The organism is Pseudomonas sp. HUK17 (genome assembly GCF_001566765.1).
The window spans coordinates 58,036-83,050 of record NZ_LSMW01000011.1; the positions used below are offsets into that span (position 1 = coordinate 58,036).

Sequence of the window (25,015 nt, forward strand, 5' to 3'; positions counted from 1 at the left end):
TCTGGTTGTGCCGAAAGTCGCATGGCAGAGGGTCTGACGGCCCTCCCCGTTCGTAAGCCTAGCCAATATTTCCAGAAGCGCTGCTCAGCCTTCGTCCCGCGCCGGTGGCCGGGCCGGCGGCAGGTACCCGGCCAGGGGCGAATCCGGCGCCAGCAGCGAGGTGCGGATGAAATGCAGGTAGCTGGCGATACGGCGCAGCGGTGAGCGATCGAAGTCGCCCGGATTGGGCTCCAGGTAGCGCTGGGCCTGGTGCGCCAGCAGGATGGCCTGGTCCACGGCGCCCAGGGCGCGGGCCAGGTTGGCGGCGTTGGGCTGGCGGAACAATCGCACCAGGGCCCGCCCCAGGGCGCGAATGGCCAGGCGCCAGGCACGCTCTTCGCGATACCAGGGCAGGGGTGGCAGCGCGGCCTGCTCCAGGCGCAGCTCGATGATGGCGTGGCCCAGCTCCAGACTCAGGAAGGTCCAGCGCAGCAGCCGCCGCTGCACCTCCGGCTGGCCGACGGTAAGCACCTGCACCTGGTTGAGCAGATCGCGCAGGCCGGAATCGAAGCGGCCACTCAGACCGGCCAGGGGTGCCCCGCTGGCATGGACCAGTCGCTCGCGCAGGGCATCTTCCAGCCGGCGCCAGACCCAAGGCTGGCTGGGCGGCAGAAGTACACTGACCGCCACTACCGCCACCGCGCAGGCCACCCCGTAGGCCAGGTAGGTGTTGCAGAAGACATCGGCGTCGTAGCGCGGCAGATTGCCCGGCAGGGCCGCCGAACAGAACCAGACCATCAGCCCGGTGCCATAGCCCGCCAGCCGCGGTCGAGTGATCAGCCAGGCGCCAGCGGCGAACACTGGTGTCAGGGTCAGCAGCAACAGGGCGAAGCCGTCGATCCAGGGCAGCACCTGGAATTGCAGCAGGCCACCGGCCAGGGCCCCGACCAGGGTACCGCCGGCCAGTTGCAGGCAATAGCGGCGCGGATCGGCCGAGGTGGAAGCCAGCGCCGAGATCAGCGCCGCGGCCAGGGTGCAGGCCGCGCCACTCGGCCAGGCGGTCTCGATCCAGAACAGCCCCACGCCCAGTACCACCAGGGCGCTGCGCAGCCCGGCCATCCAGGCTACCGCACGGCTGGCCAGGGGCGTGAAGGTCTCCCGGGGAGCGGGTGTCGTACTAGCCGGCGCCTCAAGTGCCAGCTGGGCACCAAGCAGCAGGTGCAGATCCTCGGCGAAGCGATAGAGCAGCTCGGCGGCGGTGTCGTAGTCGAGCCGGTCGACCTGGGTGGCGGGCACGATCCGGATCAGCTGCTGGCGGCCACTGCGGATCGCGGCCATCAGCGTCTCGCGCTCCGCAGCCAGGCGCTCACTGAGGCGGCGTAGGTCACGCTCTTCCGGCAGGCGACCCAGGGCCGGCGCCAGGACGGCGGCGATCAGCCCAAGGGCGGGCGCCAGCGCTTGGCGCACGGCCCGGGGCCGATCGCTCAGGCGGTCGAGCAGTTGGTAGAGCGCATGGAAGCGGGTGTTGAGCAGCATGAGGCGATTGCCCAGGGCGGCCAGGCGTCCGCTGCGTCGGCGCAGATAGGGCTCCTCGAAGACACTGGCGCTGCGCAGGCTTTCGAAGCCCACGGAATCGGCAGCGAAACGCGCACTGAGTCCGGCGAAGCGTTCGGCATCGAGGCTACCCAGCAGACCGTCATGGGCCATGGCCAGGAAATCGCGCAGGCGCTGGGCCAGGGTCCGGCGCAGGACGCCACGGGTGGTCTGCGGCAGGATCGCGACACTTACCACCCCGGCGCAGCAGATGCCAAGGGCAATTTCCAACAGACGCCACACTGCCTGCAGAAAGGCGCCCTGGGGCTGGGCCACCGCCGGCAGCCCCACCAGGCAGGCGGTGTAGCCGGCCAGCAGGAAGCCATAGCTGCGAAAGTCGCGATAACGCGCCGCCCCCCGGGTGCAGTAGCCGATCCACAGCACCAGGGCGCCGAGCAAGAGCACCCGCTCCTGAGCGAACAGGGCGATGGCGGCGACGGTGAAGGTGAGCCCGGCGAGACTGCCCAGGATCCGGTAGAAACTCTTGGCCAGCACCTGGCCACTCTGCGGCTGCAAGACGATGAACACGGTAACCAGCACGGTGCTCGGTTGCGGCAGTTCCAGGCGATAGGCCAGCCACAGGGCCAGGGTGGCAGCCAACAGCGCCTTGGCGATGAAGGCCCAGGTCTGGCCATCGGTGCGGGCCCATTCGCGACCGGCGCGGCGCCAGGCGTTCAGGCTGGGCCAGCGTCTACGTGGGGAAGCAGTGGGGTGTCGCGCGAAGAGCGGCGAAGCGAAGGGCATGGTGGGCAACGACGGGAGCGACCGGAGGGGAGGAGGCGCAGCGCCTCGGCGGCCATTCTAGGAAGCACACCCCACGGCGATTAAGTCGGGTGTGGCGGCAAAGAGCGTTAACCAACGGGCGGGTAATGGCCCACAATGCCCCTTTCCACCGCCCTGCCCCGTCCATGGATCATCTCTTCAATCTGCGCGCCTTCGCCTGCGTGGCCCAGACCGGCAGCTTCACCGCCGCCGCGCGCCAGCTGGAACTCACCACCGCCTATGTATCCAGGGCGGTCAGCCAGCTGGAGCAGCATCTGCAGACCCGACTGCTGCACCGCACCACCCGCCAGTTGCGCCTGACCGACGCCGGCGAACGCTACCTGGTGCGCTGCCAGCGCATCCTCGCCGACCTCGATGAAGCCGATGCCGAGGCCCGTCACGCCCTGGCCGTGCCGCGCGGCCGGCTGCGCATCCACACCATGACCGGCCTCGGCCAGCACTATCTGATCCAGAGCCTGGCCGGCTATGCCGAGCGCTATCCCGAGGTGGATCTGGACCTGCAACTGACCAACACCTTCACCGACATCCTCAAGGAAGGCTACGACCTGTCGCTGATCCTGGCTGCTGGCCTACCGGATTCGGCCTTCCATTCGGCGCATCTGGGCAGTACCTATAGCGTGCTCTGCGCGGCGCCTGCCTATCTGAACCGCCAGGGGCGCCCGGCCACGCCCGCGGATCTCACCGGGCATCGCTGCCTGCGCCTGGTCAATCGGGCCATGGCGCCGGATCGCTGGCTGCTGGAGGGGCCTGAAGGGATAGCCGAGGTGGCGGTGGATCGGCCGCCCTTCCAGGTCAACACCGCCGATGCCCTGGCCGAAGCCGTGGCCAGCGGCCTGGGTATCGGCGCCCTGCCGCTGTACGCCGCGGTCGCCGGCCTGGCCAGTGGCCGCCTGCAACGCGTACTGCCCGGGCACCGGCTCTATGGCCTGGACATCCATGCGCTCTATCCGTCGCGGCGCTTCCTCGACGCCAAGATCCGCACCCTGGTCGACCACCTGCGCGAGACACTGCCCGCCCTGCTGGAGCGCGATCGGTTGCTGGTGGAAGGGACCTGACGCTTTAAGGCCGCTGCTCGGGCAGCATCCGCTCCAGGGTGCCGTCCCGACGGATCGCCACATGCCAGACCACCGCCGCCACGTGCAGCAGCACCAGGCCATAGACGGCGAACTGACCGGCCACATGGATGCGATTGGCGAGGATGCCGAGGGCTTCGTGACGGGGAAAACCCGGCAGGGAAAACAGCCCGAACACCGGCACCGGCTGGCCCTGGCCGGCCATCAGGTAGCCGGTCACCGGCATCAGCAGCAGCACGGCATAGAGCAGGCCGTGATTGAGACCGGCGAGCAGCCGCAGCAGGCGTCCGTCGCGCGGATTGGCCGGCGGCGCCCGATGCCGCCAGCGCCAGTTCAGGCGAATCAGGATCAACAGGAACACCGAGATCCCGGTGGATTCGTGCAGCAGGTACCAGAGGGTGCGCACCGGTCCGGGCGGAAAGTTTTCCGCCACCCAGACGAAGGGCAGCAGCAGGCACAGCAGGGCGACGGTCAGCCAGTGCAGGGCCTGGGCGAAGCCGGTGTAGCGGGCGATGGCCATGGGCGATGCTCCGTAGCGACGAATCCCGATAGTGCCCCAGGCGCAGCGGCAACGCCGCTACGCCTGGAGACCGTCCGTCAGAGCTGGCTCAAAGATGGATAAGCGCAGCCAGGGCCAGCAACAGCGCCGGGATCATCACCACGGCGCCCAGCTTGAGGAATTGCCAGAAGCTCACCGACAGCCCTTCGCGGCGCAGCGCGGCCAGCCACAGCAGGGTCGCTAGGGAGCCGGTGATGGACAGGTTGGGGCCGAGGTCGATGCCGATCAGCACGGCACCGGCGATCTTTTCCGAGACATGGGCGGCCTGCACCGCCGCCCCGGCCAGCAGCCCGGCTGGCAGGTTGTTGACCAGGTTGCTGCCAAAGGCCACCAGCAGCCCGGCGCCCCAGGCGGCGCGCTCTGGGGTCGCCTGGGCGGCGGCCTGCAGCTGATTGGCCAGCGCCTGCAGCACTCCGGTGGTCTCCAGGGCCTCCACCAGCACGAACAGTCCGGCCACCAGCGGCAGCACGCCCCAGGAGATGTGCTTGAGCAACTCCAGACCGCCGCCGCGCTTGCAGGCCACCACCACCAGGAAGGTGGCGAAGCCGGCCAGGAAGGTCGGCAGACCCAGCTCCAGATCCAGCGCCGAGGCGCCGAGCAGCACCAGGATGGTCAGGATCAGGCCGCAGCCGGCGATGCGTCCGGTGGTGGGCAGCGCGTCCACCGCGCCCCCCTCGGACAGCTGCTCGGCACGCAGGACCTTGGCCTGGGTCGCCCAGAGGGTGAGGAAGGTGGCGGCGATGGCCAGGATCGACGGCACCGTGAACAGCGCCAGCCAGCGGCTCAGCTCGGGCATGTGCTCGGCGAAGACCACCAGGTTGGCCGGATTGGAGATCGGTAGCACGAAGCTCGCCGCATTGGCGATGAAGGCGCAGGAGAACAGATAGGGCAGCGGATTCTTCACCTTCGCCGCGCGGGTGGCGTAGTAGACCGCCGGGGTCAGCACCACGGCGCAGGCGTCGTTGGAAAGAAACACCGTGACCAGGATACCGACGCCATAGACCAGCGCGAACAGCCGCAGCGCCGAGCCCTTGGCCGCACGCACCGCGTGGCCGGCGACCCAGTCGAACAGCCCTTCCTTGCGGGCGATCTCGGCCAGCAGCATCATGCCGATGAGGAACAGATAGACGTCGGTACCCTTGGCGATCCCGTGCCAGACGCCGTCCAGCGGTAACAGGCCGAACAGAGCCAGCAGCGCAGCGCCAGCGACGGCGAATAGTGCCTCTGGCAGACCGAACGGTCGCGAGACCACGCCCAGGGTGGCTACCCCGGCGATGATCCAGGTCAGCAGGTGAGGAGAGAGCGCGAGTGACCCCATGAACGCCTAGTGCCTTCTATCGAGCGGGAAAGCGGCAGACATTAGCCTAATCCGGCCGATTGCGGAGGCTCCATGGCGCCTGATCGAGCATCGGCAACCACCTGGCGGTCGCGGGTCTCCGGCATCAGCAGCAGATAGAGCACGAAGCCCACTGCGGCAATGGCGGCCAGGGTGGTGAAGGCCGCCGCGTAGCCGAAGCGGACGATGATGATCCCGGCGATGGTGGCGCTGATCGCCGCGCCCAGGCCCTGGGCGGTGGCGATGGCGCCCTGGCTGACGTTGAAGCGCCCGCTGCCGCGGGTGAGGTCGGCGACGATCACCGGCACCAGGGCACCGTAGATCCCGGCACCGATGCCGTCGAGCAGCTGCACCGCCACCAGGTAATAGGGGCTGTCGGAAAAGGTGTAGAGCACCCCACGGATGGCCAGCACGGCAAAGGCGAAGAGAAAGATCGGCTTGCGCCCGAAGACGTCGGCCTTGCGCCCCACCAGGATGGCCACCGGCACCATCACGCACTGGGCGGCGACGATGCAGACGGCCACCAGCGAGGTGGCGCTGTCCTTGCCGACGATATGGGTCAGCTGCTGGCCGACCGAGGTCAGCATGGCGGCATTGGCCAGGTGGAAGATGGCCGCCAGCAACGCCAGCAGTTGCAGCTTGCGATTGGCCAGCAGCGCCTGCCAGGCCGACACCGGCTTGCTGTCGCGAGCGCCGTTTTCCTCGCCCAGCCCTTGGGCCAGGTCATCGTCGATCTCGTCCTGGGGGACACGGACGATGGCGACGATGGAGGCCGCCGCCAGCAGCGCCATCAGCCAGAACACCACGGTGGGGCCGAAGAAATAGGCCAGCCCACCTGCCAGAGCCGCCGAGACGGCATTGCCAGCGTGGTTGAAACCCTCGTTGCGACCGATGTGCCGGGTGAAGGCCTTGGGTCCGACGATCCCCAGGGTGATGGCCGCCAGCGCCGGGGCGAAGAGGGCCGCGGCGGCATGGGCCAAGGACTGGGTGGCCGCCACCACATAGAAGTTGGAAACGAAGGGCAGCATCACGCTGCAGACGGTCACCACCAGAGCGGCGACGCCGACCATGAGGCGCTTGTGGCGGGTCCGGTCGATCAGGGCGCCGGCCGGGGTCTGGGCGATCAGCCCGGCGATGCCGGCCAGGGTCATGATGAAACCGGCGGTGGCCTCGTTCCAGCCCTCCCCCGGGCCGCGCACGGCGATCAGATAGATGGCGAGATAGGGGCCCAGGCCGTCGCGGACGTCAGCCAGGGTGAAGTTCAGGGCATCCAGGGCATGGCGCGCGCGGCGCGAGGGTTCGGCGCTGGCGGCGGTGGCCGGGGCACGGGTTTCGGACATGAGCGGGCATCCGTAGCGAGATTAAGAGTCGCAGGACAAAACGCCCCACGGCACCTCTCGCCCTAGCCCACCAGAGGCCGTCGGTATGACTCGACGGATCTCAGCCAACCACCGCTGCCAGGGGAGATTGCAAAATGTGACCGGAGCGAAGCGGCGCTAGTGCCGTATCGATAGCAAAGAAATCCCTCTGGCCCGCCACTTTCCGTACGTCTTCACACTTCGCAGAGGGTCGCCATCTCAGGATGCCGGCGTATCAGGCCACCTGCCGGGTCAGAGCGGCGTCGGTCTCGGGTTGGGCCAGGAGCACCGCACTGCCCTCTTCGCTGCGCGGCCGCAGCATCGACAGCAGGTTGGCCTCGATGGTGGCGCACAGCTTGTCCATGGTGATCTGGTGCTGGCTGTCGGCGAAGGGGGCCTGCAGATCGCTGCCGATGCGCTCCAGCGCCAGCAGCATGAAGCCGACCACGGTGGACACCAGCGGGGTGAACCAGCCCAGGGTCGAGACCAGGCCCAGCGGCATGGCGATGCAGAACAGAAAGCTGAACAGCTGCGGAAAGCAGACGTAGGGATAGGGCAAGGGGGTATTGGCGATGCGCTCCATGCCGCCCTGCCAGTTGGACATGTCCACCAGGGTTTCTTCCAGCCGCGCCAGGCGGATGCTGTCCAGGCGGCCCTGGCGGTATTCGCTGGCGATCAGCTCGGCGGTGCCGGCGAGGATGTCGTTGGCGAAGTTGAGGCTGCCTTCGGCCAGTGCCAGTTCATGACGGGCGAGATAAGGCGCGGCGGCCTGGGCCGGGTCCTGGCGCTTGAGCTGGGCGCGCAGGGCGTGCAGATAGCCCATGTGCCGACGCAGCAGCACCGCCTTGACTCGGTTCTGCGCCTTGCCGTTATCGTCGATCAGGGTCAGCACCTGGCGGCCGAAGCTGCGCGAACTGTTGACCATGGCGCCCCACAGGGTGCGCGCCTCCCACCAGCGGGCGTAGGCGCTGCTGTTGCGAAAACTGATCAGCACCACCAGCGCCGAGCACAGCAGGGTCAGGGGCGTGAGCGGCAGGTCGAAGCGGTCGTCGACGAACAGCATGGCGTCCACCGTGACCGCCACGTCCCACAGCAGCAGACCGAACAGCGACCAGCCGACATAGCTGAAGGTGGTACGCAGGAACTGGATCTTCTTCTGGATGGAACGGAGTTGGATCGGACTGGACATCTGGCACTCCCGGCGGCGGCGCGGTTTCTCGATTCGCGGTTGCCCATGCCTTCCTGTCGTCTCGCCACGAGCCGCTCGACCCGTCGCCGCGCCTCCTCCTGAGAATGCAACCTGTTCGCGAGACTAGTCGGCGGTGCTTAAGTCAAACTTAATCCGGAGCGACGGACGGATCATGGCAAAGTGCCTTGCCAGAGCACTCCGTTGCCTTCTGAACACCTCTAGCCAGCGTCTCGACGGCGGCGTGACCGTCGATCAGTCCCGCAGCCGACCGGCCAGCTGGGACAGATCCTGGGAAACGCCCTGCAGACGTTCGCTGGCGCTCTGGGTACGCCCCAGGTCATCTTCATTGTGGCGAGCCACGGTGACGATCTCCGCCAGGTTGCGGGCGATGTCCTCGGCCACCGAGGTCTGCTCCTCGGCCGCCGTGGCGATCTGCCGGTTCATGTCGCGGATGGCCTCCACAGCCAGGGTGATGCTGCGCAGCCGCTCGCCCGAAGCGACCACCTGATCGCGTCCGGTACTGCTTTCGGCGGCGCCCGCACGCACCGCTTCGGCGGCTTCGTGGGCCGCGCCCTGCAGCGTCGCGATCAACTGATGGATCTCGCTGATGGAACTGGCCGTGCGCACCGCCAGGCTGCGCACCTCATCGGCTACCACGGCGAAGCCGCGTCCGGCGTCCCCTGCCCTAGCGGCTTCGATGGCGGCATTGAGCGCCAGCAGATTGGTCTGGTCGGCGATGCCGCGGATCACTTCCAGCACACTCCCGATACGCTCGCTGTCGTGCTCCAGGCGGGCGATGACGGCGGCGGTGCGGGTGATTTCAGCATGCATCCGTTCGATGGTGGCGATGGTCTGGGTCATGCTCGTCTCGCCTTCCCGAGCCGCGCGATCCGCGTCATTGGCCGCCGTGGCGGCACTGCCGGAATGGCGGGCCACCTCCTCCGCGGTGGCGCTCATCTCGTGCATGGCGGTGGCCACCTGATCGGTACGCGAGAACTGATCGCGGATGCCCTCGCCGCTGCGCTGGGCGATGGCGCCCAGTTCCTGGGTGGTGGCATCGAGCGCCCCGGTACCCTGGCGCAACTGGCCGGCTAGATCGACGAAAAAGTCGCGCAGACGATTGGCGGCGCGTGCCAGCCGACCCACCTCGTCGCGCCGCGACTCGGCCAGGGGCTGCCCCAGGCGCCCCTCGCTGAGCTGGACCAGCTGCTCGGTGACCCGCGCCAGCGGTCCGACGATGCGGCGGTTGACCAGCCAGGCACTGAGCAGGGCGATCAGGGCGGCGAAGGCGAGCATGGCGCCCACTGCCAGCAGCACGGTGCGCCGTGCCTCGGCGCTCAGGGCCCCGGCTTGGTCGTTGGCCCGCTTATGTAGGTCGGTGACCAGACTGGACAGCTGCTCGCTGGTCGCCCGGTCGATGCCCTTGACCGCGACATCGCCTTGGGCGGCGACATAGTCCGCCGCTACATAGGCCGCCAGCCCGTGGCGATAGGCTTCGCCCATATCTCTGTGACTCCGGGCCAGTTGCTGCAGGCGCTGACGCAGCTCGGGTTCGTCGGCCCGGCGTTGCAACTGTTCCAGCGCCGCCTGGACCCGAGCTTCTTCTTCCTGGAACTGCTTCCAGTAGCGCTCACGCTGGTCGGCAGCACCGCCGCGCAGCAATACGTTCTTCCACTCCTGCACCTGCGACTTGAACGCCAGATTGGTGGCGTCCACCAGGCGCGCCTCCTCCAGCGGACCCGTGAGGAGGCGTTGATAGCCATCCAATTGCCGGGACAGCAAGCCGAAACCGGCCAGGGCCAGCCCCAGCAACAGGACGAGACCACCGCCAATGAGCAGCAGCAATTGAGCACGCAGAGAACGAGAGGGATTCATGGAAAGGGACCGAGAGGATGGCGCGGGCGGTCACTTCACTACAGATTTATTGCAATAACGTTTCAAACACTTTAAAGGATGACTATTTTTACCAAGGCCCGCCGTACGGTCGCCAGGCGGCTACAGAAGGTCAGACCCATAGCTTTTGGGACAGCCACCGCCCTTGTCGCCGGAGGCGCCGTGCCATAATCCGGCCACCTTCGCCGTCCTAGATGCCTGCATGTCCAGAATTGTGAAAGCGAGCCTCGTGCTGCTCGCGCTCTTGGCCTTCTACAGTCTGCTCGGTTTCCTGGTCGGACCGCGCCTCGCCCTGCACTACCTCAACCAGACGCTGGCCGAGCGCCTCACCCAGCCGGCCAGCCTGCAGGCCTTGAGCTTCAACCCCTTCACCCTTGAATTGCACGCCGACAAGCTGCTGATCGGCTCGGCGGAGCATCCCGTGATTGCCGCCGAAGGCTTCTCGGCCGATCTGCAATGGGACAGCCTCTGGCGCCGCACCCTGCACCTGACCGAGGTACGCCTCGACCAGCCCCAGGTCGACCTGCGCATCGCCAAGGGCGGCCAAGTCAATCTGGCCCAGCTCTGGCGTAGTGACCCCACCACCACCGCCTCGCCGACACCGGCCGCTGCAGAGCCGGGCCAGCCCTTCCCGGTGCACATCGAGCGCATCGCCCTGGTCGGCGGCCGCCTGCACTTCCTCGACGCCCAGGGCGCCCAGCCGGTGGAGGCCACCTTCACCCCCCTGGATGCCACCCTGCAGGATTTCCGCACCCGTAGCGGCGACACCCCGGGCCAACTGGCACTGACCGCCACCACTGCCCAGGGCGGCCAGCTCACCTGGAAGGGCAGCCTGGATCTCCTGCCGCTACGCAGCGAGGGCGACCTGACCCTCAAGGGCGTCAGCCTGGCGCCCTGGTGGCCCTATGTGCGCAACCAGTTGCCCCTGGCGCTGGGCAAGGGGCGCCTGGAAGCCAGCACCCACTACCGCCTGGACCTGAGCAAGAGCCTGCAACTGCAACTTAGCCAGGGCCGCCTGGCGCTGGACGACGTCGCCGTGCAGGCGGTCGGTGCCGAACCCAAGGCCAGCTTCAAGCGCCTGGCCGTCGAAGGCATCGGTCTGGACCTGCAGAAGCGCGAAGTCAGCATCGCCCGCCTGCGCGGCAACGGCCTGGATGCCTGGGGCAATCGCGAGCAGGACGGCACGTTCGACTGGCAGAAACTCTTCCCCACCAGCGATGCCCCCAGCAGTGGCCCGGCCTGGCGCGTGCGGCTCGACGACGCCGAGCTCAGCGACAACCAGCTGCACTTGGTGGACCGCGTGCCACAGGACCCGGCCAGTCTCTACTTCAGCGGCCTGGATCTGGCCGTGAAAGGCTTCGATACCGCCGGCGACAAACCCTTTGGCCTGGCGCTCAAGACCACCCTGGGCGATCGCGGCCGCATCACCGCCAGCGGCCAGCTGGCGCTCAGTCCCCTGCAGGGCAGCTTCGACGTCGGCATCGACGAACTCAACCTGCGCCAGGCTCAGCCCTATCTCAGCCCCTATGTGCGCCTGGAGATCCGCAGCGGCCAGCTGGCCAGTCGGCTCAAGGTGGCCCTGAAACCCGGCGAGCCGCTGGGGCTCACCGTCAGCGGCGCGGCCCAGGTCACCCAGGTGCATGTGCTCGACACCCTGCACCAGCAGGACTTCATGCGCTGGCAGCGGCTGGACGTGCAAGGCATCGCCTTCGAACTGGGCAAGCGGCTGGTCATCGACAAGATCGACCTGGAACAGCCCTATGGCACCCTGGTGATCAACGAAGACCTGAGCAACAACTTCAGCGCCCTGCTGGTGCCCCAGCCGAAAACCGCGTCGAAGGACAGCTCGCCACCGCTGCAGATCCGCATTGGCGGGGTGACCATCAAGGACGGCAGCGCCGATTTCGCCGACAACAGCTTGAAGCCCGGTTTCGCCACCAATATCCAGTCGCTGGAAGGCGGCATCGGTACCCTCGATACCGCCGCCTCGAAACCGGCCGACATCCACCTCGCCGGCAAGGTCGACCGCTTCGCCCCGGTGGAGATCAAGGGCCGTCTCGATCCCCTCGACCCCCTGCAGCAACTGGACGTGACTGCCTATTTTCGCCAGGTCGAACTCACCACCCTGTCGCCCTACACAGGCAAGTTCGCCGGCTATGCGGTGCGCAAGGGGCGCCTCGACCTGGATCTGCAGTACCGCATCGACGACGGCCGGCTGCAGGCGCAGAACCACGTGGTGCTCGACCAGCTGGAACTGGGCGAGCGGGTGGACAGCAAGGACGCCGTGGACCTCCCGGTGCGCCTGGCCGTGGCCCTGCTCAAGGACAGCCACGGTCGCATCGACCTGCGCCTGCCGGTGGCGGGCAATCTCGCCGACCCCAACTTCAGCGTCATGCCGGTGGTCTGGCAGACCCTGCGCAACGTGCTCAGCCGCGCCGTCCAGGCGCCCTTCCGCATGCTGGCGGGACTGGTCGGCGGGCATGAAGCGGATCTCAGCGCCATCGACTTCGCCGCCGGCAGCACCACCCTCTCGGCCCAGGCCCGCGGCGAGCTGGACAAACTGGCCGCGGCCCTGCGCCAGCGCCCGCAGCTGACGGTGGAGGTCAAGGGCCATGCCGGCGCCGCCAGCGATGGCCGCGCTCTGGCCGCCAGCCAGCTGGAAAAGGACTTCCAGACCCAGTACTTCAACCTGCTGCAGCGCCGCGGCGACAAGGTGCCGGCCGATCCCAGCCAGTTGCAGGTGCCCGCCGACATGCGCGCGCCCCTGCTGGAAGGCCTGTATCGCCTGCGACTGCAGGCGCAACCGCCGCAGGAATGGGATAGTCTTGACGATGCCACCCGCACGGCACGCCTGCGCCAAGCGGTGCTCGAAGCCTGGAGCGGCAACGACGGCCTCCTGCGCAGCCTGGCCCAGCAACGCGCGGGGGCCATCAAGACCTATCTGGTGGAGACGGCGAAACTGGATGCCCAGCGGGTCTATCTGCTGGACGTCAGTACTCAAGCCCAATCCGGCGAATCGCCCACGGCCGCGCAATTGCAGCTCGGGGTGCTCTGACCGGTCAGGAGACTCCCATGCGTTGCCTGCTCGCCGCCCTCACCCTGCTGGTCGCCACCGGCGCCGCCGCCGATTCCATGAGGTGCGGCAACGCCCTGGTCAGCCGGGGCGATCGCGCCTTCGAAGTGCTGCAGAAATGCGGCGAACCCGCCCATCGCGACCTGGTGGGCTACGAACTGGGCCGCAACGAACGCCGCGAGGCGGTGATCGAAGAATGGGTGTACGGCCCGAAGAACGGCGCCAACTACATCCTCACCTTCGAAGCCAACCGCCTCAGTCGCATCGAGTTCCAGCGCCAATGACCTCTCGCGCCCTGCTGTTGCTGCTTCTGCTCGCCACCGGTACCAGCCAGGCCGCGTCGCTGCGTTGCGGCAGCGCCCTGGTCTCCACCGGCTCCACCACCCACGAGGTTCGCAGCAAGTGCGGCGACCCCCTGAGCGTCACGCCCCTGGGCGAGCGCCAGGTCACCGACGGCTACGGCTATCGCCAGGTCGAATTCGTCGAAGAATGGGCCTACGGCCCTTGGAACGGCATGCTGTATTTCCTCACCTTTCGCGGCGGCCGCCTGGACCAGGTGGACAGCAAGAGAGCCAACTGAGACGTTTCGCAGGTTGGCCCTGCACCCGTAGGTTGGGTTGAGCGCCAGCGAAGCCCAACATTGCCCAAGGCCCAGCCCCGCTGTTGCCACGGTTCCGTAGGTTGGGTTGAGCGCCAAGCGAAGCCCAACATTGCCCAAGCCCCAGCCACGCTGTTGAGCTTCGCAACGCTCAGCGCCAACCTACGGTGCTAGGCCTGGCTTTCGTAGGTTGGGTTGAGCGCCAGCGAAGCCCAACATCACCCAAGGCCCAGCCACGCTGTTGGGCTTCGCGACGCTCAGCGCCAACCTACGGCGCTTGGCCTCGTGAGCTAAACGCCGACCTGACCAATCGACTCTGTGCATGGACGGCATACAGAGGTTTGGTTATTTATCTCCTGCCCTGGCCCAGCATCCTTGGTCGCCCTTTACGAACGCTGCAGGACTGCCCGCAGTCGCATGCTTCGTCTGTTCCTTTTCCGGAGTCCGCCATGGCCAAGCTACGCCTCTTCACCTCGCCGTCCGCCTTTCCCAATCCCCAGCGCCTACGGCTGTTCATCCATGAAAAGGACATCGCCGACCAGTTCGAGGAGGTCATCCTCAAGATGGCGCCCGAGGGCGAGCAGCGCCAGTGGCAGCACCTCAAGCGCAATCCCTGGGGCGAGACGCCTACCCTGGAGCTCGCCGAGGGCGGTTACCTGGCCGAAAGCGCGGCCATCGCCCGCTATCTGGATAACAGCTATCCCGGCCGCAAGGTAATGGGCGAAACGCCGCTGGAGCAGGGCCAGGACGCCATGTGGAACGACCGCATCTTCGTCCATGTGCTCTATCGCATCGTGACCATGTTCCATGTGCAGCACGAAGGCCTCGGCCACAAGCTGGAGCTGACCCACAATCCGCAGTGGGGCGAGCATTGCCGCAAGGAGGCCCTGATGCACGCGGCCCTGGTGGATCGGCACCTGGCCGATGGTCGCGAGTGGCTGCTGGGTGGCGCAGCGCCGACCTTCGCCGACATCACCCTGTGCACCGCCATCGCCTTCTCCAAGTTCCCCACCAACCAGACCCCGCTGGACGAGCGCTTCGAGCATCTGGCGGCCTTCTGGGCGCGCTGGCGGCAGCGCGACAGCTTCCGCGCGGCCTATGCCGACGGCCACAGCGGGCTGGACGAGCTGGCGTCCCTGGCACGCGGCTGACCTCGCTCCAACCACCCCCTCCCCCCTGGGAGAGGGCCGGGGTGAGGGTCATACCCACCTGACTCGCTAGCCGAGCCGCTCGCGCAACACCGCCAGGGCAACCTCCGGCCCACCGACGACGATGCTGACCGGTACCGCCAACATCAGGTTGAGCGGCAAGCCGAATTCCTCCAGCGTCCAACCCTCTTTATCCAGCAGCCCGGTCCCCATCCACTCGGGATGCCGCGCGCGAATCCGCTCGGCCAGGCTACCCGTCTCCGGGACATAGCCCACCACCGGCTTGCCCAGCGCCACCGCATAGCCCACCTCGAAGCAGGTACCGCTGTCGGGCTCGGCGCCGCGAAAGAAATCCAGGCTGGCCAGGACGCCATCGGCCTGCTCGATCAGCGCCAGATTCGCCTGATAGATCCAGACTGCCTGCTCGCGCGGTTCGCTCAGCTCCGGGGGAATGGCGTTGTCCAGCGGAAACAGGCCCGTGCAGCCGTGACGAGCGCACAGCGCCTTGAGGGCCTCGCCATGGGCGACGGCGTCGGGGCGAAAGACCTCGGGGCCGGCCAGATAGAGACGGGGTGGCATAGGGAGTCCTCGCTCAAAACTGCCAGTGTAGAGGGCGGGCGAAACCTCGTCTCGGTGGCGAAGACTTCGCGCTGTACGCCAGGGTCGGCTAGACCGGCACCGCCGCCGACCGCGCCAGCGCCTCGTCGAGTAGCCGACAAGCCGCTTCACCGACGCGCCGTACCCCCTCCTCGATCCCCGGGCGCTGGGCCTGGGCATAGTTCAGCCGCACGCAGTTGCGGTACTTGCCCGAGGCGGAAAAGATGCTGCCACAGGCGATCTGGACGCTCTGGGCGAGCAATTCGCGATTGAGTCTGTGGCTGTCGCAGACTTCAGGCAACTCCACCCAGAGCAGGAAGCTGCCCTGGGGCTGGCTGACCCGGGTGCCGGCCGGAAAGTAGCGCTGCACCCAGGCGCTCATCAGGTCGCGATTGCGCTGGTACTGGGCGCGCATCCGCCGGACATGGGCCGTGTAGTGGCCAGCGGCGATGAATTCGGCGATGGCCAGCTGCGGCTGGGGCGCGGTGCAGCCGGTGCCGATGTACTTGAGGTGCAGGATGCGCTCGGCATAGCGCCCAGGCGCCACCCAGCCGACCCTGAGCCCAGGCGCCAGGGTCTTGGAGAAGGAACTGCAGAGCACCACCCGGTCGTCCTCGTCGAAGGCCTTGAGCGCCCGCGCGCGCGGATAGCCATAGAGCAGATCGCCATAGACGTCGTCCTCGATCACCGCTAGGTCGTGCTTGCGCGCCAGGGCCACCAGCTGGCGCTTGTTGGCCTCGGGCATGCAGTAGCCCAGGGGATTGTTGCAGCTGGGGGTGAGCTGGATGGCGCGCACCGGCCACTGCTCCAGGGCCAGTTCCAGCGCCGGCAGGCTGATGCCGGTACGCGGATCGGTGGGGATCTCCAGCGCCTTGAGGCCCTGGCCCTTGAGCGTCTGCATCACCCCGTGGAAGGTCGGCGAATCCACCGCGACGATGTCGCCCTCCTGGCAGGTGGCCCGCAGCGCCGTGGCCAGCGCCTCGTGGGCACCGCTGGTGATGACGATCTCGTCGGCGGTCAGCACGCAGCCGGCATCCAGTTGCAGTCGTGCGACCTGCTCCCGCAGCGCCGCCACACCCTGGATGCTGTCGTAGGACAGTCCGGCATTGCCTGGTCGCCGCGCCAGGCGTGCCATGCCGGCGAGCAAGGGCGCCAGGGTCGGCGCCTCGGTATCCGGCAGGCCGCGACCGAGTTGCACCCGCACCGAGTCGGGGGTGCTGGTCATCAGCTCGCGTACCGGTTCCCAGCCGGAGACCTCCACCGGCCAACGCGCTGGTCGGGTCACCCGCGGCAACTCGATGGCGCGTCTTTCCAGGCGGACGAAATAGCCGGACTTGGGCCGTGGCTCGACCAGGCCGCGATCCTCCAGCAGCCGATAGGCCTGTTGCACCGTAGCCAGGCTCACCCCGTGCTCCTGAGCCAGGGCCCGTACCGACGGCAGGCGTTCGCCCGGTCGATAGAGGCCCTGTTCGATACGGCGGCCGAGCGCGTCGGCCAACAGCTGATAGCGATTCATGTCCGGACTATAGCGGTGCCGGACCGGATCGCGCCCCATACAGATGGCCACGCCACCTACCATACAGCTGCCTGCTGTAAGGCGGCTGTATGGCGGACAACCGACCGGCCTGGACCTGCCCCTGGACGGGCCAACGGCGGAGCATGGGGACAGCACAGGAGAGACGCCATGCCCAGAGACGCCCGCCTTCATGATCGGACCCACACCAGCGGCTGCTGGCTGCTGTTCCAGCGCCAGCTGAGCACCCGCCGCACCCTGCTGGAGCTGTCGGACGAAGAACTGGCCGACATCGGCCTGGATCGCCTGACGGCATTGCACGAAGCCCGCCGTCCTTGGTGGCGGGTGCTGCTGGACGCCTGGCGTCAGTCCGGCAGCCGCGACAACCGTGCGGCCCACTCCGCCACCGGCGCCGGTAGCTCCGGATGCCAGAGTCTGCGCCAGACTACCGTCAGCTGCTCGCGACCACCTCGCTCGCGCGGCCACAACGAAGGCTCGGCCACCAGCCGCCAGCCGCTCGTGTCGCGCTGAGCCAGCACGAAGCGAAAGCTGTGGTAACCGGTGGCACCCAGGCGCAAATCGGTCACCACCAGGTCGTTGCCGAGGCGGTCGTACCTCAGCCAGTCGTCGGTGAACCAGCGCAGGCGCTGTTCGGCCGGGGAATCGGCGAGGATGGGTGCCAGCTCGCCCCCTCGCGGCAGCGGGACCAGCTGCGGCGGGCGGTCGTCGAACAGGCCGACCCAAGTTTCCCGGTAGCGCTCCGGACCATCGTCCACCATGACTCGCCAGAGCAGACTGGTGAACGGCAGGGGCGCGCTGAACAGGCGCGCGTCCGTCTGCCCCTGGGTTGCCAGCACCTCGCGCACCTGGTGTTCGGCGGAATACTTGGCCACCAGCGTCCAGCCCAGATAACCCGTGGACAGCGCCAACGCCGCCACGGCCAGCCGTGGCGAGCGTCCACGCGGGCCAGCCACCAGCCCGGCGAGCACCGCCAGCAACAGTGGCAAGGTATAGAGCGGATCGATGATGAAGACGCTGGACCAGGCCACCGGGGTGCTCGGCAAAGGCCAGAACAGCTGGGTACCGTAGGTGGTGAAGGCATCCAGCAGCGGATGGGTGATGAGCACCAGCCAGAGGGTCAGGAACAGTCGTCGCTGGCTGTAACCCGGATTGCGCCAGCGCCCGCACAGCCAGGTCAGCAACAGGGCCACCCCGGTCAGCACGAACAGCGAATGGCTGAAGCCGCGGTGGTAGGTCATCTCGTTGACGGCGTTGCCGTAGTCGATGACCACATCGAGATCCGGCAGGGTGCCCAGAGCAGCGCCATAGAGAAGGGCGCGGCGGCCCTGCCAGCGCCCCAACAGCGCGGTCTGGACGGTGGCGCCGAGTACGGCCTGGGTCAACGAATCCATGGATCAGAGCTTCCGGGCGAAATCGAGCATCAACCGCGCCAGGGCCTGGGGCGTTTGCAGCGGCATCAGGTGGCCGGCACCGGGAATCACCTCCAGTCGGCTATTGGGAAAGGCCGCCAGAGTGGTCCGGCGCTGTTCGTCCGGACCGGGCACCTGCTGGTCATCGGCGCCGCAGACCAGCAGCACCGGATAATCCAGGGTCTCGATCCGATCGCTCCAGTCTTCACGACTGCCGTGATCGACCCAGGCACGCCAGGCCTGAAGATTCAGCCGCTGGGCGTCGGCGATCACCACCTCGCGAATGGGATCCGGCAGGCGATGGGCGCTTGAGTCGTCGACGAAGGCCTCGGCCTCCGCCCGGCTCTTGCCATAGGCGCGCTGGGCATCGCGGTCCGCCTCGCTCATGGGTTGCGGCCCGGGCGGCGAAGGCGCCACCAGGATAAGGCCGACCAGATACTCCGGCCGCCGCGCCGCCAGCACCACAGCTACCTTGCCGGTCATCGAATGGCCGACCAGGATGCAACGGTCCAGACCCAAGGCGCGGATGCTGGCATCCACTTGATCGGCCATCTCCGCCACGCTGTAGCCCTCAACCTCGGCGGCATCGCCAAAGCCTGGCGTATTGAGCGCCACGCAGCGGTGCTCGCCATCCAGATAGGGCACGGTGGGAAACCAGGTGCGGTGGGAGCCGCCGAGAAAGTGCATGAGCACGAAGGTGGGCGAACCGCTGCCCTGCTGACTGTGGGGAAGCATCGGGAGTCCTCGGGTGCGGGGCTGAAGGCGGGCACTCCCCAGATGGAGAGGCGGGCAGCGCGCTAAGTTCCGCTTCGCTGAAGACCGGCAACCTGGGCCGCGCCGGCCGGTCTCACCCAAAACCGTCCTCTTTCCAAGGAGTCCACCATGGCCGATCTGTCCCGCTTTCCCATTACCCAGCGCTGGCCCGCCCGACATCCCGAGCGCCTGCAGCTCTACTCGCTGCCCACGCCCAACGGCGTCAAGGTCGCCATCCTGCTGGAGGAGCTTGGCCTGCCCTATGAGGTGCATCGCATCGACTTCGGCCAGGACGATCAGCACACCGCGGAATTTCTTTCGCTGAGCCCCAACAACAAGATCCCCGCCATCCTTGATCCCGAGGGTCCCGGTGGCGAACCCCTCGGACTGTTCGAGTCCGGCGCCATCCTGCTCTATCTCGCGGAAAAGACCGGGCGCCTGCTGCCCGAGGATCCGGCCCGGCGCTACCAAGCCATCCAGTGGCTGATGTTCCAGATGGGGGGCATTGGTCCGATGTTCGGCCAGCTCGGCTTCTTCACTAAATTCGCCGGCAAGGCCATCGAAGACCCGCGGCCCCGCGAGCGTTATGCCGCCGAAGCGCGGCGCCTGCTCGGCGTACTGGATGGCCAGCTCAAGGGCCGCGCCTGGATCCTGGGCGCGGACTACAGCCTCGTCGACATCGCCACCTTCCCCTGGATCCGCGCCCTGCTGGAGGTCTACCAGGTGGCCGACCTAGTCGGGTTTCAGGATTTTCCCGACGTCCGTCGCGCCCTGGACGCCTTCCTCGCCCGTCCGGCGGTGCAACGCGGCCTGCGGATACCGGCCGCGCCCTGATGCTCGTCAACGACCGGCTGCGGCTACGCCTTGGTTATCGGCAGGATGCCTGATATCCCAGTTGCTTGATCCTGAATAGTCAAAGATGCGCTGGCGACCTTAACGAACTCGATGCAATTGGCCTGGCTGAACTGGGCCAGCACCTGAACGTCGCCGAGCGACGTCTACAGCCCTGCTAGAGCATCGCCATCCGCAGGATTAAACTGCGCGGATGTCCCGCTCAGAACGCCTGTTCGATCTGCTCCAGGCCTTGCGCCGGCACCGCCGCGCCGTGAGTGGCCGCGCCTTGGCGGCGGAAACAGGGGTCAGTCTGCGCACCCTGTACCGCGATATCGCCAGCCTGCAGGCGCTGGGCGCGGCCATTGAGGGCGAACCGGGTGTCGGCTATATCCTCAAACCGGGTTTTCTGCTGCCACCGCTGATGTTCACGCCCGAAGAACTGGAGGCCCTGGTGCTCGGCTCGCGCTGGGTAGCCGAACGCACCGATGGCAGCCTGGCGGCGGCGGCCAGCAATGCCCTGGCCCGAATCTCCGCGGTCCTGCCGAGCGAGCTGCAAAACGAGCTGGCCATGACCACCCTGCTTATCGGGCCGAGTCGGGAAACACCCCGCAATCAGGTCGATCCGGCGATCTTGCGTCAAGCCATACGCCAGGAAACCAAGCTCACCTTGGTCTATCGCGATGCCACTGACAGCGAATCCCGGCGCACCATCTGGCCCTTCGCGCTGGCCTACTTCGACGCCGCCCGGGTGCTGCTGGGCTGGTGTGAGTTGCGTGAGGACTTCCGTAGCTTTCGTGCCGATCGCATCCTCGCGGTCGAGCCCAGTGAGCAACGCTATCCACAGCGTCGCCAAGCCCTGCTCAGGGACTGGCGCAAGCAGATGGAGCGCCAGCGCGACACGGCTGGCTGACTACTGACAGAAACTGGCAGTGGGGATACCTAGACTGGGCGGCATCACCACAGAGGAGATGCACTATGCCCTATAGCACCAGTCTGATGTTCTACGTTGCCGATGTCCGTACCAGCCGGGATTTCTACGCCAAATTGCTCGACCTCACCCCGGTCGAGGACGGCCCTGGCTTCGCTCTCTTCGTGCTCCCGTCCGGTCTCGCCCTGGGCCTTTGGGCAAGGGAGGCCGTGGTTCCTGCGGTTGGCGCGGGCAGCGCGACAGGTGAACTGGGCTTTAAGGTAGCCAGCATGCCGGCAGTGGATGAGCTGTACGACCGCTGGTGCATGCAAGGCGCAGAAGAGCTCTCACCGCCAGCCAACCTGCCGTTCGACCGCAGCTTCGTCGTACTGGATCCTGACGGTAACCGACTGCGAGGCTATGCGGTGCATCCCGACTGACTCCTGCTGGCAGCCTCACTCAGCAGCCGGCACGCCTCATGCCAGCTGCTGAAGAAGGGCCCGTATGGTACAAACCGTCAGCCCTCGATCCTGCAAGATGTCCAGCCCTGTCCGGGTCGCCGCACCATGACACCCTCCAATCCGCCCCTAGCGCAACTGACTGTCCTTGCTCGCTCGCCGGTTATAGCCGCCGGCGCGCTGGTCTTCGGCGTCCTGCTCGGATTGGCAGCGGATGCACAAATGTACACCCGGGACCGCCTGGCGGCGCGCCTCGGGGATGGCGTCGCCGCACTCCTCGCAGTGGGTGAGGCTCGCGCCTCGATGCAGACGACTGCGGGCGCGCTGCACCGCATCGTCCACCGTGCTGTCGATCTGTTCCTGAACCGCGCCGTCTCCGGCCCACCCATTGGCCATGGCTGACTCCCAGCTGCGTTGCCTTGATACCCATTGGAAGCGAAGCTCGCGCAGATGTTCGCTGCCGTCCAGCATCCGTCCGTCGTGCTGGCGATGGCTGTCGCTGCTGATGCTGGGATTGGCGCTGACGGGCTGCGCCAACCGCGAGCTGCTGCGCCAAATCACGACCGGACTCTGTGCGCCCAACGCCCGGCTCACTGGCCTGGCGGCGCCCTGTCGCCAGGTGGTGGAGGATCCCGGCTTCGCCATGCTGCGTGCGCCCGGCGAGCGGCAGCATTTCATCCTGGTACCCCTACGCCCCCTGCGCGGGCTGGAGAGTCCGGCGCTCTGGCAGCCAGGCCAACCCAATTGGCTCGGCCTGGCCTGGCGCCAGCGCTGGTATCTGAGCGCCTGGGGCCAGGCACCCGTGGCGGATGAGCGGATCGCCCTCGCCCTAAATGCCCCCAGCGGGCGCAGCCAGGATCAATTGCATGTACACCTGGCCTGCCTGCGGCCCGAGTTGCGCCAACAGCTGTGGCAGCTGGCGCCAGACATCGATGAACACTGGCGCGCCCTGCCAGTGGCGCTGGCGGACAGTCGCTATCAGGCGCGGCGCCTGAGCGAAACCCAGTTGCAGGCCACGGACTTCTTCCAGGTCCTGGCCAGCCAGCCGCCCTATCCACTGCCGGATCCGCGCCTGTCACTGGCGGTGGTGGCGCTGCCGAGCCAGGACGCCGGTCGCCAGTTCCTGCTGCTGGCCGGACGCGCGGGCAGCCAGCCGGGCGATTTCGGCTCAGCGGAACGGCTGCTGGCCGGGGATTGCCAGGGAACGACCACGGCCCCGGCGACTCAATAGCGCCAACGCGCCAGGAGGCCCCCCATGCCGCAGGAATTTCAAGACCTCTTCGACTTCATCGATCAGCTGCTCGCCTGGTCCGACTTCTATCTCAAGTCCGGCCTCCTGCTCTGCGGAGTAGGCATGGTCGCCGGTGCCATCGCCTGGAAACGCTGGTGGGGCAAGGCGCTGGCCTTTGGTTGCGCCGGTCTGGGTGCACTCGCGGCCTTGAGCCTGGATCTGCTCCACCGCCTCTGAAGCGCCGCAAGATTCTGAACGGCTTTGCGCCTTCCGCTACCCAGTACATGGCGGCAAGATGACACTGGCCGTCGCTTTCCGCCGCCAAAGCTTGAACTGCTTCACCGTCTCGAACAGAGGGCGCTACGGGTTGGCGGATAGATCGCGGCAGCTTGCTAGGGTACTGCCCCACAATAATCCGGCCTGTTCACCACGGCCTTCATCTTTTCAGCTCATGCATACAGACCCGATCATGCCCATGTCCCCTTCTCGCCTGTTGTCCCGCCTACCGCATCTCGGCCTCTGCCTGGCCGCCTCCCTCGCCTCCCTGGCCGGCACCGCCGTGGCCCAGGAAGGCAATGCTCGCTGGGTCAGCGACAGCCTGACCACCTATGTCCGCAGTGGGCCTACCGATGGCTATCGCATCGTCGGCACCCTCAAGTCCGGGCAGAAGGTCGAGCTGATCAGCACCCAGGGCGACTACAGCCAGGTGCGCGGCGAAGGCGGCAGCACCGTCTGGATTCCCAACAGCGACCTGCAGGACAAGCCCGGCCAGGCCGAGCGCCTGCCGCAGCTGGAACAGCAGGTGGCCGAGCTGAGCGGCCAGCTCAAGACCATCGACGACAGCTGGAAGAATCGCGTCCAGGGCATGCAGGAGACCTTGGATTCGCGCAAGCAGCAGATCGACGAACTGGAGAGCCGCCGCAAGGACCTCGACGCCCAGCTCACCCAGGCCCAGTCGGAACTGCGCAGCACCCAGGCCAAGCTCGGCAACGAGAACAAGCAGGCACTGATGCAGTACATGGTCTATGGCGGCAGCATCGCCGGCGCGGGCCTGCTGGCCGGGCTGATCCTGCCGTCCATGACGCGGGGCAGGAAGAAGAACGACCGCTGGTTCTAAACGTCGGGGGGCAGCCGTTCTCGCGGCTGGGTGGAACCCGGGGTCACGGTGCGTGCCTCAAAAAGGCACCGCTTCTGCTACCGTGGCCCGAAGCCTCCTGTCCAGACGAGCCCCCATGCCCGATACCCCGCGCGTTCGCATCCAGCAGGTCGAGACCCTTTCCGCTGACTGGGGCCTGCTGAAGAAGACCACCTTCGACTACCTGCGCCGCGACGGCAGCTGGCAACGCCAGACCCGGGAGACCTACGACCGCGGCAACGGCGCCACCATCCTGCTCTACGACCGCGACCGACGCACCGTGCTGTTGATCCGTCAGTTCCGCCTGCCCACCCTGGGCAACGGCCTGGACGACGGCCTGCTGGTGGAGACCCCCGCCGGCCTGCTCGACGCGGCCGCGCCCGAAGCGCGTATCAAGGCCGAGGTCGAGGAAGAGACCGGTTACCGCCTGGACAACGTTCAGCACCTGTTCGACGCCTTCATGAGTCCCGGCTCGGTGACCGAGTTGCTGCACTTCTTCGCCGGTGAATACCGCGCCGATCACCGCATCGCCGACGGTGGCGGACTGCACGAGGAAGGCGAGGACATCGAGCTGCTGGAATTGCCTTTCGACGAGGCCCTCGCCATGGCCCGCAACGGTCGACTGCTAGACGGCAAGACCATCATGCTGCTGCAGTACGCCGCCCTCTACCTGCTGCCGCGCTAGCCCATGGAGCTGATCCGTGAGCGTATCGAGCGGCAGGTGATGAGCCTGACCGGACTGTCCCTGGGCGAGGTCGATTACGAGCAGCCACCGGGCGATCCCGGGCTGTTCGGACCGGGCAGCGTTCCCTGGCGGGTGCACAGCGACTTCACCTGCATGCTGATCGGCGGCATCGCCGCCCTGCTGATGCAGACGCTGCACCCGCTGGCCCTGGCCGGGGTCTGGGACCATTCGAAGTTTCGCGAAGACATGCTCGGCCGCCTGCGGCGCACCGGCCAGTTCATCGCCGCCACCACCTTTGGCAGTCGCGGCGACGCCGAGCGGCTGATCGCCCGGGTCCAGGCCATCCACCGTCATATCCGCGGCCAGGCCGCCGATGGCCGCCCCTACAGCGCCGAAGACCCGGCGCTGCTGACCTGGGTGCACGTGGCCGAGGTCAGTCATTTCCTCGCGGCCTACCTACGCTATTTCGATCCCCAGTTGCCGGGCGCCGAACAGGACCGCTACTACGCCGAGATCGCCCTGGTCGCCGAACGCCTGGGGGCGACCGACGTCCCCCGTTCGCGGGCGGAGATCGCCGCCTACTACCAGGGGATCCGTCCCCAGCTGGTCTGCGACGAACGCAGTCGCGAGGTCTGCCGGGTGTTGCTGCAGGCGCCTGCACCCAGCGCCCTGGCCAAACCCTCCGGGTCCCTGATGATGCAGGCCGGCATCGACCTCTTGCCCGACTGGGCCAGCGAGGAGCTCGGTTTCCACCAGGGCCCGTTGCAAAAACGGCTGATTCGTACCGGTATCGGCGCCACCGCGCCGGTGCTGCGTTGGGCGGTGCGCAATGGCTCCTCGCATCGCGCCAGGCGGCGGATGGGGATCGAGGGTTAGCCTGCACTTCGGTA

24 protein-coding genes and 2 pseudogenes are annotated in these 25,015 nt (G+C 67.4%); 14 read left to right on the forward strand and 12 right to left on the reverse strand.

Annotated elements, in window-relative coordinates:
* Nucleotides 1-84 precede the first annotated feature (84 nt).
* Nucleotides 85-2,316: an FUSC family protein gene (locus AX284_RS06765; protein WP_082731523.1), complete on the reverse strand. Its 2,232-nt coding sequence runs from the start codon at nt 2,314-2,316 to the stop codon at nt 85-87.
* A 164-nt stretch (nt 2,317-2,480) separates the two neighbouring features.
* On the opposite strand from AX284_RS06765, the gene AX284_RS06770 reads away from it, so the two are divergent.
* Entirely contained in the window at nt 2,481-3,410 is a 930-nt protein-coding gene (locus tag AX284_RS06770) for a LysR family transcriptional regulator (protein ID WP_064307596.1), read from the forward strand.
* Between the two features lie 4 nt (nt 3,411-3,414).
* On the opposite strand, the gene AX284_RS06775 is transcribed toward AX284_RS06770, so the two are convergent.
* From AX284_RS06775 to AX284_RS12285, 6 genes and pseudogenes are all read right to left on the reverse strand, one after another.
* Nucleotides 3,415-3,948 (reverse strand): cytochrome b, encoded by a 534-nt coding sequence (locus AX284_RS06775; RefSeq protein WP_068384285.1) that lies wholly within the window; start codon nt 3,946-3,948, stop codon nt 3,415-3,417.
* Nucleotides 3,949-4,036: 88 nt separating this feature from the next.
* The gene (locus AX284_RS06780; RefSeq protein ID WP_068384287.1) at nt 4,037-5,305 is read right to left on the reverse strand and encodes an arsenic transporter; all 1,269 of its coding nucleotides are present in this window, start codon (nt 5,303-5,305) and stop codon (nt 4,037-4,039) included.
* A 41-nt stretch (nt 5,306-5,346) separates the two neighbouring features.
* Nucleotides 5,347-6,663, reverse strand: a complete 1,317-nt coding sequence (locus tag AX284_RS06785) for an MFS transporter (protein ID WP_068384289.1) — start codon at nt 6,661-6,663, stop codon at nt 5,347-5,349.
* A gap of 253 nt (nt 6,664-6,916) precedes the next feature.
* A complete protein-coding gene (locus AX284_RS06790) occupies nt 6,917-7,870 on the reverse strand; it encodes a bestrophin family protein (protein WP_017642677.1) in 954 nt (317 codons plus the stop codon).
* 252 nt (nt 7,871-8,122) lie between these two features.
* Nucleotides 8,123-8,836, reverse strand: coding sequence for a methyl-accepting chemotaxis protein (locus AX284_RS12280; RefSeq protein ID WP_371913901.1), 714 nt, complete (start codon nt 8,834-8,836; stop codon nt 8,123-8,125).
* Between the two features lie 156 nt (nt 8,837-8,992).
* Nucleotides 8,993-9,745: pseudogene (locus tag AX284_RS12285) on the reverse strand (HAMP domain-containing protein); the annotation flags it as partial.
* 220 nt (nt 9,746-9,965) lie between these two features.
* Between AX284_RS12285 and AX284_RS06800 the strand changes: the two are divergent.
* From AX284_RS06800 to AX284_RS06815, 4 genes are all read left to right on the forward strand, one after another.
* Nucleotides 9,966-12,818: a DUF748 domain-containing protein gene (locus tag AX284_RS06800; protein ID WP_068384291.1), complete on the forward strand. Its 2,853-nt coding sequence runs from the start codon at nt 9,966-9,968 to the stop codon at nt 12,816-12,818.
* A 17-nt stretch (nt 12,819-12,835) separates the two neighbouring features.
* Entirely contained in the window at nt 12,836-13,120 is a 285-nt protein-coding gene (locus AX284_RS06805; RefSeq protein WP_017642680.1) for a DUF2845 domain-containing protein, read from the forward strand.
* Nucleotides 13,117-13,416, forward strand: coding sequence for a DUF2845 domain-containing protein (locus AX284_RS06810; protein ID WP_068384293.1), 300 nt, complete (start codon nt 13,117-13,119; stop codon nt 13,414-13,416). The genes AX284_RS06805 and AX284_RS06810 overlap by 4 nt, the downstream gene beginning before the upstream one ends.
* Before the next feature lie 467 nt (nt 13,417-13,883).
* Nucleotides 13,884-14,585, forward strand: a complete 702-nt coding sequence (locus tag AX284_RS06815; protein ID WP_068384295.1) for a glutathione S-transferase family protein — start codon at nt 13,884-13,886, stop codon at nt 14,583-14,585.
* Nucleotides 14,586-14,651: 66 nt separating this feature from the next.
* On the opposite strand, the gene AX284_RS06820 is transcribed toward AX284_RS06815, so the two are convergent.
* Both AX284_RS06820 and AX284_RS06825 read right to left on the reverse strand, forming a co-directional pair.
* Nucleotides 14,652-15,161, reverse strand: a complete 510-nt coding sequence (locus tag AX284_RS06820; protein ID WP_064307573.1) for a nucleoside 2-deoxyribosyltransferase — start codon at nt 15,159-15,161, stop codon at nt 14,652-14,654.
* A gap of 88 nt (nt 15,162-15,249) precedes the next feature.
* Nucleotides 15,250-16,695 (reverse strand): aminotransferase-like domain-containing protein, encoded by a 1,446-nt coding sequence (locus AX284_RS06825; protein WP_177329652.1) that lies wholly within the window; start codon nt 16,693-16,695, stop codon nt 15,250-15,252.
* Between the two features lie 168 nt (nt 16,696-16,863).
* Between AX284_RS06825 and AX284_RS12290 the strand changes: the two are divergent.
* Nucleotides 16,864-16,971 (forward strand): annotated as a pseudogene (locus AX284_RS12290) (hypothetical protein); the annotation flags it as partial.
* A gap of 86 nt (nt 16,972-17,057) precedes the next feature.
* On the opposite strand, the gene AX284_RS06830 reads toward AX284_RS12290, so the two are convergent.
* Complete coding sequence (locus AX284_RS06830) at nt 17,058-18,104, reverse strand: metal-dependent hydrolase (protein WP_017642685.1); 1,047 nt, start codon at nt 18,102-18,104, stop codon at nt 17,058-17,060.
* A gap of 3 nt (nt 18,105-18,107) precedes the next feature.
* Nucleotides 18,108-18,857 carry an alpha/beta fold hydrolase gene (locus AX284_RS06835; RefSeq protein ID WP_017642686.1) on the reverse strand — a complete coding sequence of 250 codons (750 nt, stop codon included), beginning with the start codon at nt 18,855-18,857 and terminating at the stop codon, nt 18,108-18,110.
* Nucleotides 18,858-19,004: 147 nt separating this feature from the next.
* Between AX284_RS06835 and AX284_RS06840 the strand changes: the two genes are divergently transcribed.
* The 3 genes from AX284_RS06840 to AX284_RS06850 all read left to right on the forward strand — a co-directional run bounded on the left by AX284_RS06840 (nt 19,005) and on the right by AX284_RS06850 (nt 21,056).
* Nucleotides 19,005-19,709 carry a glutathione S-transferase N-terminal domain-containing protein gene (locus tag AX284_RS06840; protein ID WP_068384299.1) on the forward strand — a complete coding sequence of 235 codons (705 nt, stop codon included), beginning with the start codon at nt 19,005-19,007 and terminating at the stop codon, nt 19,707-19,709.
* 211 nt (nt 19,710-19,920) lie between these two features.
* On the forward strand, nt 19,921-20,619 hold the full coding sequence (locus AX284_RS06845; protein WP_068384301.1) for a helix-turn-helix transcriptional regulator: 699 nt from the start codon (nt 19,921-19,923) through the stop codon (nt 20,617-20,619).
* A 65-nt stretch (nt 20,620-20,684) separates the two neighbouring features.
* Nucleotides 20,685-21,056, forward strand: a complete 372-nt coding sequence (locus AX284_RS06850; protein ID WP_068384303.1) for a VOC family protein — start codon at nt 20,685-20,687, stop codon at nt 21,054-21,056.
* A 147-nt stretch (nt 21,057-21,203) separates the two neighbouring features.
* On the opposite strand, the gene AX284_RS06855 is transcribed toward AX284_RS06850, so the two are convergent.
* Entirely contained in the window at nt 21,204-21,470 is a 267-nt protein-coding gene (locus AX284_RS06855; RefSeq protein ID WP_017642690.1) for a DksA/TraR family C4-type zinc finger protein, read from the reverse strand.
* A 109-nt stretch (nt 21,471-21,579) separates the two neighbouring features.
* On the opposite strand from AX284_RS06855, the gene AX284_RS06860 reads away from it, so the two are divergent.
* From AX284_RS06860 to AX284_RS06880, 5 genes are all read left to right on the forward strand, one after another.
* Nucleotides 21,580-22,305 carry a CDP-diacylglycerol diphosphatase gene (locus AX284_RS06860; RefSeq protein ID WP_068384304.1) on the forward strand — a complete coding sequence of 242 codons (726 nt, stop codon included), beginning with the start codon at nt 21,580-21,582 and terminating at the stop codon, nt 22,303-22,305.
* Between the two features lie 24 nt (nt 22,306-22,329).
* Nucleotides 22,330-22,542 carry a hypothetical protein gene (locus tag AX284_RS06865; protein WP_007161022.1) on the forward strand — a complete coding sequence of 71 codons (213 nt, stop codon included), beginning with the start codon at nt 22,330-22,332 and terminating at the stop codon, nt 22,540-22,542.
* Nucleotides 22,543-22,780: 238 nt separating this feature from the next.
* Complete coding sequence (locus tag AX284_RS06870) at nt 22,781-23,422, forward strand: TIGR04211 family SH3 domain-containing protein (RefSeq protein ID WP_017642693.1); 642 nt, start codon at nt 22,781-22,783, stop codon at nt 23,420-23,422.
* Between the two features lie 115 nt (nt 23,423-23,537).
* Entirely contained in the window at nt 23,538-24,125 is a 588-nt protein-coding gene (locus tag AX284_RS06875) for an NUDIX domain-containing protein (RefSeq protein ID WP_068384307.1), read from the forward strand.
* 3 nt (nt 24,126-24,128) lie between these two features.
* Nucleotides 24,129-25,001: an oxygenase MpaB family protein gene (locus AX284_RS06880; RefSeq protein ID WP_068384309.1), complete on the forward strand. Its 873-nt coding sequence runs from the start codon at nt 24,129-24,131 to the stop codon at nt 24,999-25,001.
* Nucleotides 25,002-25,015 lie beyond the last annotated feature (14 nt).

Excerpts from the sequence above, each read along its gene's own strand:
- AX284_RS06765 (WP_082731523.1), bottom strand. The coding sequence starts at position 2,316 with ATGCCCTTCGCTTCGCCGCTCTTCGCGCGACACCCCACTGCTTCCCCA.
- AX284_RS06770 (WP_064307596.1), top strand. The coding sequence starts at position 2,481 with ATGGATCATCTCTTCAATCTGCGCGCCTTCGCCTGCGTGGCCCAGACC.
- AX284_RS06775 (WP_068384285.1), bottom strand. The coding sequence starts at position 3,948 with ATGGCCATCGCCCGCTACACCGGCTTCGCCCAGGCCCTGCACTGGCTG.
- AX284_RS06780 (WP_068384287.1), bottom strand. The coding sequence starts at position 5,305 with ATGGGGTCACTCGCGCTCTCTCCTCACCTGCTGACCTGGATCATCGCC.
- AX284_RS06785 (WP_068384289.1), bottom strand. The coding sequence starts at position 6,663 with ATGTCCGAAACCCGTGCCCCGGCCACCGCCGCCAGCGCCGAACCCTCG.
- AX284_RS06790 (WP_017642677.1), bottom strand. The coding sequence starts at position 7,870 with ATGTCCAGTCCGATCCAACTCCGTTCCATCCAGAAGAAGATCCAGTTC.
- AX284_RS12280 (WP_371913901.1), bottom strand. The coding sequence starts at position 8,836 with ATGCACGAGATGAGCGCCACCGCGGAGGAGGTGGCCCGCCATTCCGGC.
- AX284_RS06800 (WP_068384291.1), top strand. The coding sequence starts at position 9,966 with ATGTCCAGAATTGTGAAAGCGAGCCTCGTGCTGCTCGCGCTCTTGGCC.
- AX284_RS06805 (WP_017642680.1), top strand. The coding sequence starts at position 12,836 with ATGCGTTGCCTGCTCGCCGCCCTCACCCTGCTGGTCGCCACCGGCGCC.
- AX284_RS06810 (WP_068384293.1), top strand. The coding sequence starts at position 13,117 with ATGACCTCTCGCGCCCTGCTGTTGCTGCTTCTGCTCGCCACCGGTACC.
- AX284_RS06815 (WP_068384295.1), top strand. The coding sequence starts at position 13,884 with ATGGCCAAGCTACGCCTCTTCACCTCGCCGTCCGCCTTTCCCAATCCC.
- AX284_RS06820 (WP_064307573.1), bottom strand. The coding sequence starts at position 15,161 with ATGCCACCCCGTCTCTATCTGGCCGGCCCCGAGGTCTTTCGCCCCGAC.
- AX284_RS06825 (WP_177329652.1), bottom strand. The coding sequence starts at position 16,695 with ATGAATCGCTATCAGCTGTTGGCCGACGCGCTCGGCCGCCGTATCGAA.
- AX284_RS06830 (WP_017642685.1), bottom strand. The coding sequence starts at position 18,104 with ATGGATTCGTTGACCCAGGCCGTACTCGGCGCCACCGTCCAGACCGCG.
- AX284_RS06835 (WP_017642686.1), bottom strand. The coding sequence starts at position 18,857 with ATGCTTCCCCACAGTCAGCAGGGCAGCGGTTCGCCCACCTTCGTGCTC.
- AX284_RS06840 (WP_068384299.1), top strand. The coding sequence starts at position 19,005 with ATGGCCGATCTGTCCCGCTTTCCCATTACCCAGCGCTGGCCCGCCCGA.
- AX284_RS06845 (WP_068384301.1), top strand. The coding sequence starts at position 19,921 with ATGTCCCGCTCAGAACGCCTGTTCGATCTGCTCCAGGCCTTGCGCCGG.
- AX284_RS06850 (WP_068384303.1), top strand. The coding sequence starts at position 20,685 with ATGCCCTATAGCACCAGTCTGATGTTCTACGTTGCCGATGTCCGTACC.
- AX284_RS06855 (WP_017642690.1), bottom strand. The coding sequence starts at position 21,470 with ATGGCCAATGGGTGGGCCGGAGACGGCGCGGTTCAGGAACAGATCGAC.
- AX284_RS06860 (WP_068384304.1), top strand. The coding sequence starts at position 21,580 with ATGCTGGGATTGGCGCTGACGGGCTGCGCCAACCGCGAGCTGCTGCGC.
- AX284_RS06865 (WP_007161022.1), top strand. The coding sequence starts at position 22,330 with ATGCCGCAGGAATTTCAAGACCTCTTCGACTTCATCGATCAGCTGCTC.
- AX284_RS06870 (WP_017642693.1), top strand. The coding sequence starts at position 22,781 with ATGTCCCCTTCTCGCCTGTTGTCCCGCCTACCGCATCTCGGCCTCTGC.
- AX284_RS06875 (WP_068384307.1), top strand. The coding sequence starts at position 23,538 with ATGCCCGATACCCCGCGCGTTCGCATCCAGCAGGTCGAGACCCTTTCC.
- AX284_RS06880 (WP_068384309.1), top strand. The coding sequence starts at position 24,129 with ATGGAGCTGATCCGTGAGCGTATCGAGCGGCAGGTGATGAGCCTGACC.